The sequence below is a fragment of the Microbacterium sp. UBA837 genome (assembly GCF_002296025.1).
Classification (GTDB): domain Bacteria; phylum Actinomycetota; class Actinomycetes; order Actinomycetales; family Microbacteriaceae; genus Microbacterium.
This window is the reverse complement of the sequence record NZ_DBHD01000098.1, coordinates 1-7,738: the sequence shown is the minus strand read 5'-3', so window position 1 is coordinate 7,738 and position 7,738 is coordinate 1. Positions and strand designations below refer to the sequence as shown.

Genomic DNA, 7,738 nt, shown 5'->3' with positions numbered 1-7,738 from the left:
TCAGGGCGATTGCGGCGTTGACCTTCTCACGCAGCGAGTCCGAGATGGGGGCCGAGCCGGCGTTCTCCGCAGCGGCATCCTGGCCCTCGGGGCTGGCGATGTAGGTGAAGTAGGCCGAGACGAGCTCCGCGATGTTCGCGTCCTCGTACTCGACACAGCCGATCTCGTAGCTCACGAGGGCGATCGGGTAGACCCCGGCCTCTTCGGTCGCGTAGTCGATGTCGAAGACGATGTCGCCCTCGGTGCGGCCTTCCTGCAGGGGCGAGGAGTCCACGATCATCGCGGCGGCCTCAGCCGAGTAGGGGACGAATTCGCCGCCGACGCCGACCGACACGGTGCCCAGGCCGCTGACCTGCGACGCGTCGGCGTACGTGATGGTGCCGTTGCCGTTCTTCGTGGCGTCGACGACGCCCGAGGTGCCCTGTGCGGCCTCGCCGCCCGAGATCGGCCATTCTCCGTCGGGCTCGTAGGTCCACACCGAGGGGGCTGCGGCCGAGAGGTAAGAGGTGAAGGTCTCGGTCGTGCCCGAGTCGTCGGAGCGGTGCACCGGCGAGATCGCCAGGTCGGGGAGGGTGACTCCGTCGTTGAGGTCGGCGATCGCAGCGTCGTTCCAGTTGGTGATCGTGCCGGCGAAGATGCCCGCGATGACGTCGGCGCTCATGTTGAGCGAGTCGACGCCCTCCAGGTTGAAGGCGACGGCCACCGGGGAGATGTAGATCGGAATCTCGACGATGCCGGCCGAGCCGCCGTCGGCGCACGCTGCGAAGGTGTTCTCCTCGATCTCCTCGATCTTGAACGCGCGGTCCGAGCCGATGAAGTTGCTGGCGCCGGCGATGAAGTTCTCGCGGCCCGTGCCCGAACCGGTCGGCTCGTAGTTGACGGTCACGTCGGGGTTCGCGATCTGGAAGTTGGCGACCCAGGCCTCCTGCACGGCGGTCTGCGACGAAGCGCCGGTCGCGCCGATGGTGCCCGAGAGGGTCGATTCGGTGGGCTCGGTGGTGGAGCCGCCGTTGGACTCGTTTGAGGCGCAGCCAGCCAGCGCGAGGGTGGCGACGGCGGCGACAGCGCCCAGTTGGGCGAAGCGGGTGATCTTCACTGTGAATCCTTCACTGTGTCGGGGTATATATGGCGGGCCCGGTGCAGGGCACTTACGTGACGGTAGACAGCGACTCTTAAGGGATCGGTTGGTAGAGGTGAACAGCAGGTAAACGGGCTCGGGCGGTCTGCAGCGTTTCCCCTACCCGGCACGACGTGCCCCGGTACCGTCGGATCGTGACTTTCGACCAGGCGGCATTCCTCGATCGGGCCGCTCACGCCGCTGCGCCGCGTACGCTCGTCGACATCCTGCAAGAGACGGTGCGTCGCCATCCCGAGGCTTCCGCGATCGATGACGGCGCGGGGCCGGCGGTGAGCTACCGGGAGCTCGCTGCCCGGGTCGCTCTCACCGCCTCGCGCCTCGTGGCCGCTGGCGTGCGGCATGGCGATCGCGTCGGCATCCGCATGACGTCGGGCACCAAAGAGCTCTACATCGCCATCCTCGGTGTGATGGCTGCCGGCGCTGCATACGTGCCGGTCGACGCGGATGACACGGAGGAGCGCGCCGCGCTCGTATTCGGGGAGGCGGGCGTTCGCGGTGTCATCACCGGTCGCGGCCTGTACTCCCCGAGTGCGCACGCGTCCGGTGAGGATGCCGCGGAACCGTCGGATGTGACGGCCGAGATTCCAACCATCGATGACTCCGTCGACGAGGAAGCCGACGAAGACGAGGACCTGTTCGCCGGCGAGGCCCCCGCGGGGCACACGCGAGCGCTCGACGTCCTCGCCCAGCCGTCGCCGGATGACGACGCGTGGATCATCTTCACCTCCGGCTCCACTGGGGTCCCCAAGGGTGTTGCTGTCACGCACCGGTGTGCGGCGGCGTTCGTGGATGCCGAGAGTCGCCTGTTCCTGCAGGAGGAGCCGCTCGGGACCTCCGACCGGGTCCTGGCGGGACTGTCGGTGGCGTTCGATGCGTCCTGCGAGGAGATGTGGCTCGCGTGGGCGCACGGAGCCTGCCTCGTTCCTGCACCGCGTGCCCTGGTTCGCTCCGGGGTGGATCTTGCGAATTGGCTTGCGCGACAGGGGATCACGGTGATCTCGACGGTTCCAACCCTCGCCGCGATGTGGCCGAGTTCGACGATCGACAACGTCCGGTTGCTGATCTTCGGCGGCGAAGCTGTGCCGCCCGAACTCGGGACGCGCCTGGCAGCCGAGGGCCGCGAGGTCTGGAACACCTATGGTCCTACCGAGGCGACTGTCGTCTCGTGCGCTGCGCCGCTCGTGCCCGACGCCCCGGTCCGCATCGGGCTTCCTCTCGAGGGCTGGTCGCTTGCGGTGGTGGATGCCGAGGGTGTCCCGGTCTCGGAGGGGGAGAGCGGCGAGCTGATCATCGGCGGCGTCGGGCTCGCTCGCTACCTCGACCCGGCGAAGGATGCCGAAAAGTACGCTCCTATGCCGACGCTGGGGTGGGATCGCGCCTACCGCTCGGGCGATCTCGTGCGCTACGAACCCGAGGGGCTCGTCTTTCTGGGGCGAGCCGACGATCAGGTGAAGATCGGTGGGCGGCGCATCGAACTCGGTGAGGTCGAGGCTGCCCTGCAGGATCTTCCCCGGGTCACCGCCGCGACTGCCGCGGTTCGCACGTCGGAGGCCGGCAACCCCGTCCTGGTCGGGTACATCGTCGTCGACGATCCCGACCTCTTCGATCGTGCCGCAGCCCGAACGTTCCTCGCAGACCGCCTGCCCGCCGGCATCATGCCCCTGTTCGCGCTGCTGCCTGACCTTCCGGCGCGCACGTCGGGGAAGGTCGATCGCGCAGCGCTGCCGTGGCCGGTTCCCGGGGCAGAGCAGCCGGTTGCGGGGCTGTCCGAGAACGAGGCATGGCTGGCTGAGCAGTGGCAGGCTGTGCTCGGTGTTCCCGCTGAGGATCGCGGGTCGGATTTCTTCGACCTCGGCGGCGGGTCGCTCGCCGCTGCGCAGCTTGCTTCGCGGGTGCGGGTGCGGCTTCCCGAGTTCACGGTCGCCGACATCTACGACATGCCCCGCCTCGGGGCCATGGCGTCCCTTCTTCCGAAAACGGATGCCGCCGCCGACGCGTCTGCCGCCGCGTTCCACCGCGCCGTCCCCACCCCGGCCACCACACGGCTCGCCCAGACCCTGCTCGGGGCGCCGCTGTTCATCCTGTCCGGCATCCGGTGGCTCCTCTACCTCCTTACCGCGAGCGCGCTGTTGCAGCTCGGCGGTGGCTTTACGTTCCTCCCGGACGTGCCGTGGTGGGTGCTCGTCATCGGCCTCCTCGTCTTCGCGACCCCGTTCGGGCGCATGTCGATCGCGGTGATCGCGGCCCGAACGCTGCTCGCGGGACTGCAACCCGGTGACTATCCGCGCGGCGGCGGCGTGCACCTGCGACTGTGGCTGGCCGAGCAGATCGCCGATCAGGTCGACGCCGTCGGGTTCGTCGGAGCGCCGTGGGTCACCTACTACGCGCGGGCGCTGGGGGCCTCGATCGGCCGCGACGTCCACATGCACACGCTGCCCCCTGTCACCGGGATGCTGGAGGTCGGCGACAACGCGGCGATCGACCCCGAAGTCGATCTCAGCGGCACGTGGGTCGATGGCGACACGGTGCGCGTGGGCGGCATCCGGATCGATGCGGATGCCGTGATCGGTGCCCGTAGCACGCTGGCTCCCGGCACAAAGATCGGTCGACGGGCGCGGGTAGCTCCCGGATCGGCGGTGTTCGGACGGGTCAAGCCCGACCAGGCGTGGGCAGGCTCGCCCGCGGTGCGGGTCGGCGAGCCCGCCGCCGACTGGCCCGCGGAACACGCGCCCGCTCCCCACCGGTGGCTCTGGGCCTACATCGCCTCCTCGCTTGGCCTTGCCCTGCTGCCGATCGTCGCGTTCGCCGCCGGCGCCGGCGTCATGGCGCTCGCGATGCGGGACGCGCAGACGCTCGCCGAGGCTACGCTTCTCGGCCTCGCGTGGCTCGTGCCCGGCATCCTGATCGCCGGTGTGGTCTTCGCCGGCACCGTCGTGCTGGCGGTGCGCCTGCTCTCGCTCGGCCTTCGCGAGGGAACCTACCCGGTGCGCAGCCGGCTCGGCTGGCAGGTGTGGACGACCGAGCGCCTGCTCGATTCGGCACGCACCGTGTTGTTCCCCCTCTATTCGAGTCTGTTCACGCCCATCTGGCTCCGGATGCTGGGCGCGTCAGTCGGACGCAACGTCGAGGCATCCACGGTGCTGCTGATTCCGTCGATGACCACCATCGACGATGGCGCGTTCCTTGCCGATGACACGATGGTCGCCTCCTACGAGCTCGGCGGCGGATGGATGCGTGTCGACGGTGTCAGGATCGGCAAGCGTGCCTTTGTCGGCAACTCCGGGATGGTCGCGCCAGGGCACCGCGTGCCGAAGGACGGACTCATCGCGGTGCTCTCCGCGGCGCCGGCGAAGGCAAAGGCGGGGTCGTCTTGGCTCGGGTCCCCGGCAGTGCGCCTCCGACGGGTCGTGGCCAGTGTCGATGAGTCCCGCACCTATGAGCCGCCCGCAGCACTGCGCGTTGCGCGGAGCCTGTGGGAGCTGTCGCGGATCGTTCCCGTGTTCGTGACGGGGCTCATCGGTTTCGGAGTGCTCATGACCCTGGCCGCCCTGTGGAACAGCATTGGACCGTGGTGGACGGTGCTGCTGTCTGGCATTGTCATGCTCGTCGCCGGCGCGGCGGCGGCTGCTGCCACGACAGCCGCCAAGTGGGCACTGGTCGGTCCGATCCGCGCGGGCGAGCATCCGCTGTGGTCGAGTTTCGTGTGGCGCACCGAGGTGGTCGACACCTTCACCGAGATGGTTGCGGCGCCGTGGTTCGCGCGTGCGGCATCCGGAACCCCGGCACTTGCGGTGTGGCTGCGGTCCCTGGGTGCACGAGTCGGCCGCGGAGTATGGTGCGAGACCTACTGGCTGCCCGAGCCCGATCTCGTGCACCTCGGCGACGGATCCACCGTGAACCGGGGATGCGTTGTGCAGACTCACCTGTTTCATGATCGGATCATGAGTATGGATGCCGTCACCCTCGAACCCGGCGCAACGCTCGGCCCGCACTCGGTTATCTTGCCCGCGGCCTCGATCGGCGCTCACGCAACCGTGGGGCCCGCCTCGCTGGTCATGCGCGGCGAGAGCGTTCCGGTCGGTTCTCGGTGGAGCGGAAACCCCATCGGCCCGTGGCGCGCGGTGAAGATCCGCGCGTACCAGGCGGCCCCGTGAGTCCGAACAGCACCGAGCAAGCTGGCGCAGAGACCCCCGAGGCGCGCACCCACGACGCCTACACTCCCCAGAGCGGCGACACCTCGTTCGACGTCGAGGCCTACGCGCTCGATCTGAGCTACCGCGTCCGCACCAACAGGCTCGAGGGGTGCGCGACCCTCAGCATCCGGATCGTGGTCGCGACGTCGTCGATCGCGCTCGATCTCGTCGGCCTTCGGGTCAGTCGGGTGCGCATCGAGGGACAGCGTCGCACGCCGCACAAGCAGGGCCCGCGCAAGCTCCGCGTCACCCTGCCGCGCACGATGCAACCGGGGGAGACCCTGACGCTGACGATCGAGTATGCGGGCGCGCCCGCGCCCCGCCGATCCCGCTGGGGGACGATCGGCTGGGAGGAACTCACCGAGGGCTCGCTCGTCGCATCGCAGCCGATCGGCGCGCCGACGTGGTTCCCGTGCAACGATCGCCCCGGTAACCGGGCCACCTACACCATCCGAGTCGCGACGGATGCCGAGTACACCGCTGTCGCCACCGGCGTACTGCAGTCGCGTACGCGCTCGGGCGGCCAGGTCAGCGCCGAGTACACGATCGGAGTGCCGACGGCGACGTACCTGGTTGCTGTCTACGTGGGACAGTTCGAATCGCACCGGCTCGATGATCGCATCGTCGTTGCCTCACCCCCGTCCCTTCGCGCCGACGTGAAGCGGGCTCTCGGGCCCCTGCCGCGCATGATGTCGGCGTTCGAGGAGCGGTTCGGGCCGTATCCGCAGGAGAACTGCACGATCGTGGTGACAGCGGATCCGCTCGAGATCCCACTGGAGGCGCAGGGCACCGCCGTCTTCGGCGCAAACCACCTCGACCCCGACTCGGAGCGACTCGTTGCTCATGAGCTGGCCCACCAGTGGTTCGGCAACAGCGTCGGGGTGGCGCGGTGGCGTGACATCTGGCTCAACGAAGGATTCGCCTGTTACGCGGAGTGGCTCTGGTTCGAGGCGGCCGGCGCGGAGACCGCCGATGGCGCTGCCCGCCGGGCTCACGCGAAGCTCGCGGATCTCGCGCAGGACCTCGTCATCAGTGATCCCGGCGCCGACCTCATGTTCGATGACCGGCTTTACAAACGCGGGGCACTGACCCTGCACGCCGTGCGTCTGACGATCGGCGACGAGCCGTTCTTCGATCTGCTGCGCGGGTGGTGCGCGGCGTACGCGAACGCCTGCGTTACTACGGCCGACTTCCGGCGCTTCGTCGCCGAGGCCGGTCACGACCTCGAGGCGCTGCTGGAGGACTGGTTGGACGACGGTCCGCTTCCCTCTCTCCCACCGGGGCCGGGTACGTCCAAGAGCTCCGCAAAGAAGAAGTCGTCGCGCTAGGCGTCGGCAGATTCGATGCGAGCGAGTGCGGCGCTGACCAGAATCCCCGGGGGTCCTGTGAGATCCCAGCCGAGAACCGCATCCGCGCGCCCCGGGACGCGGGCACGCCACGACGCGCCTGCACCCTGGTCAGTGCCGGTGCCGCCCAGGATGTGAACCGCTCCGGGTTCGATCCGCAGTCCCCGCCTATCGGCCTTGAGCGCGGCTTCCACCCGCACCCAATCGCGCGCGGACGCAGATCCCGCGCCGAGGACACCGTCAAGACCTGCCCGGTCGCGCCGAGTATCGACCTCGGGCTCGGCATCCACCCCCACGCTCCCGGCCTCCGCGGGTGCCAGTGCCACGACAGCCCACTCGGCTGCGTACGACACGCTCGCGGTAACCGCCGCGCCCTCGAGCTCCACGGGGCCGTGGTCGCCACCGCAGCGCGGGCACCTGTTCGAGAGCCGGATGCCGGACTGGCCGATCAGGTCGCGCAGGAGCCGCCAGGCGGTCTCGCGTCGGGAGTCACGATCCGCAGCCACGGCCCAGCCGAGCCGGATCAGTCCGCTCACGCGGGAGGCTGGTGCGTCTCGATCGCGACGATCCCCGAACCCGGATTGTCGGTGGACAGGTGCACGACGGAGAAACCTCCGGTTGCCAGCCCTGAGGCGTTACCCAGGTGCGAACCCATGAGCGATCCGGTTGCCATCGCCAGTTCCTGGATGATCTCGGGAAGCACCGGGCCGTGGCTGCACAACACCGCCGGTTTGCGGGAGCGCACGCGCTGCCCGACGACCGTGCGGGCGTCGGTCGCACCCTCTTCCCACGCATCCTGGCTGATCAGCGGCGAATAGTCGACACGGCGCCCCAGAGCGGCAGAGAGCGGGCCGACGGTCTTGGCACACCGAACCGCGGGGCTCGACACGATCCGGCGCGCGCCGAACGCGAGGAGCGGTCCGACGAGGGCGTTAGCCTGTTTGCGTCCGCGAGGAGCCAGCGGGCGCGAGGCATCCGGCCCGTCCCATTCGTCGGCGGGCACCGCCTTGGCGTGGCGCAGCGCGATGATCGGGAACGTGCGCAGCACATCCTTGTCGCGG

General features: G+C 69.3%; 5 protein-coding genes. 2 read left to right on the top strand and 3 right to left on the bottom strand.

Annotated elements, in window-relative coordinates:
* On the bottom strand, positions 1-1,096 hold a 1,096-nt coding region (locus B3587_RS07305; RefSeq protein WP_292727540.1), incomplete at its 3' end, for a phosphate ABC transporter substrate-binding protein PstS.
* A gap of 176 nt (positions 1,097-1,272) precedes the next feature.
* On the opposite strand from B3587_RS07305, the gene B3587_RS07300 reads away from it, so the two are divergent.
* Together B3587_RS07300 and B3587_RS07295 are read left to right on the top strand one after the other, a co-directional pair.
* Positions 1,273-5,292: a Pls/PosA family non-ribosomal peptide synthetase gene (locus tag B3587_RS07300; protein WP_292727538.1), complete on the top strand. Its 4,020-nt coding sequence runs from the start codon at positions 1,273-1,275 to the stop codon at positions 5,290-5,292.
* Positions 5,289-6,659, top strand: a complete 1,371-nt coding sequence (locus tag B3587_RS07295) for a M1 family metallopeptidase (protein WP_292727537.1) — start codon at positions 5,289-5,291, stop codon at positions 6,657-6,659. Before B3587_RS07300 ends, B3587_RS07295 begins: the two co-directional genes overlap by 4 nt.
* Here the strand turns inward: B3587_RS07295 and B3587_RS07290 are convergent.
* Both B3587_RS07290 and B3587_RS07285 read right to left on the bottom strand, forming a co-directional pair.
* Entirely contained in the window at positions 6,656-7,213 is a 558-nt protein-coding gene (locus B3587_RS07290; RefSeq protein ID WP_228176824.1) for a chemotaxis protein CheY, read from the bottom strand. The genes B3587_RS07295 and B3587_RS07290 overlap by 4 nt on opposite strands.
* On the bottom strand, positions 7,210-7,738 hold a 529-nt coding region (locus tag B3587_RS07285), incomplete at its 5' end, for a SixA phosphatase family protein (protein ID WP_292727535.1). The genes B3587_RS07290 and B3587_RS07285, both read right to left, overlap by 4 nt.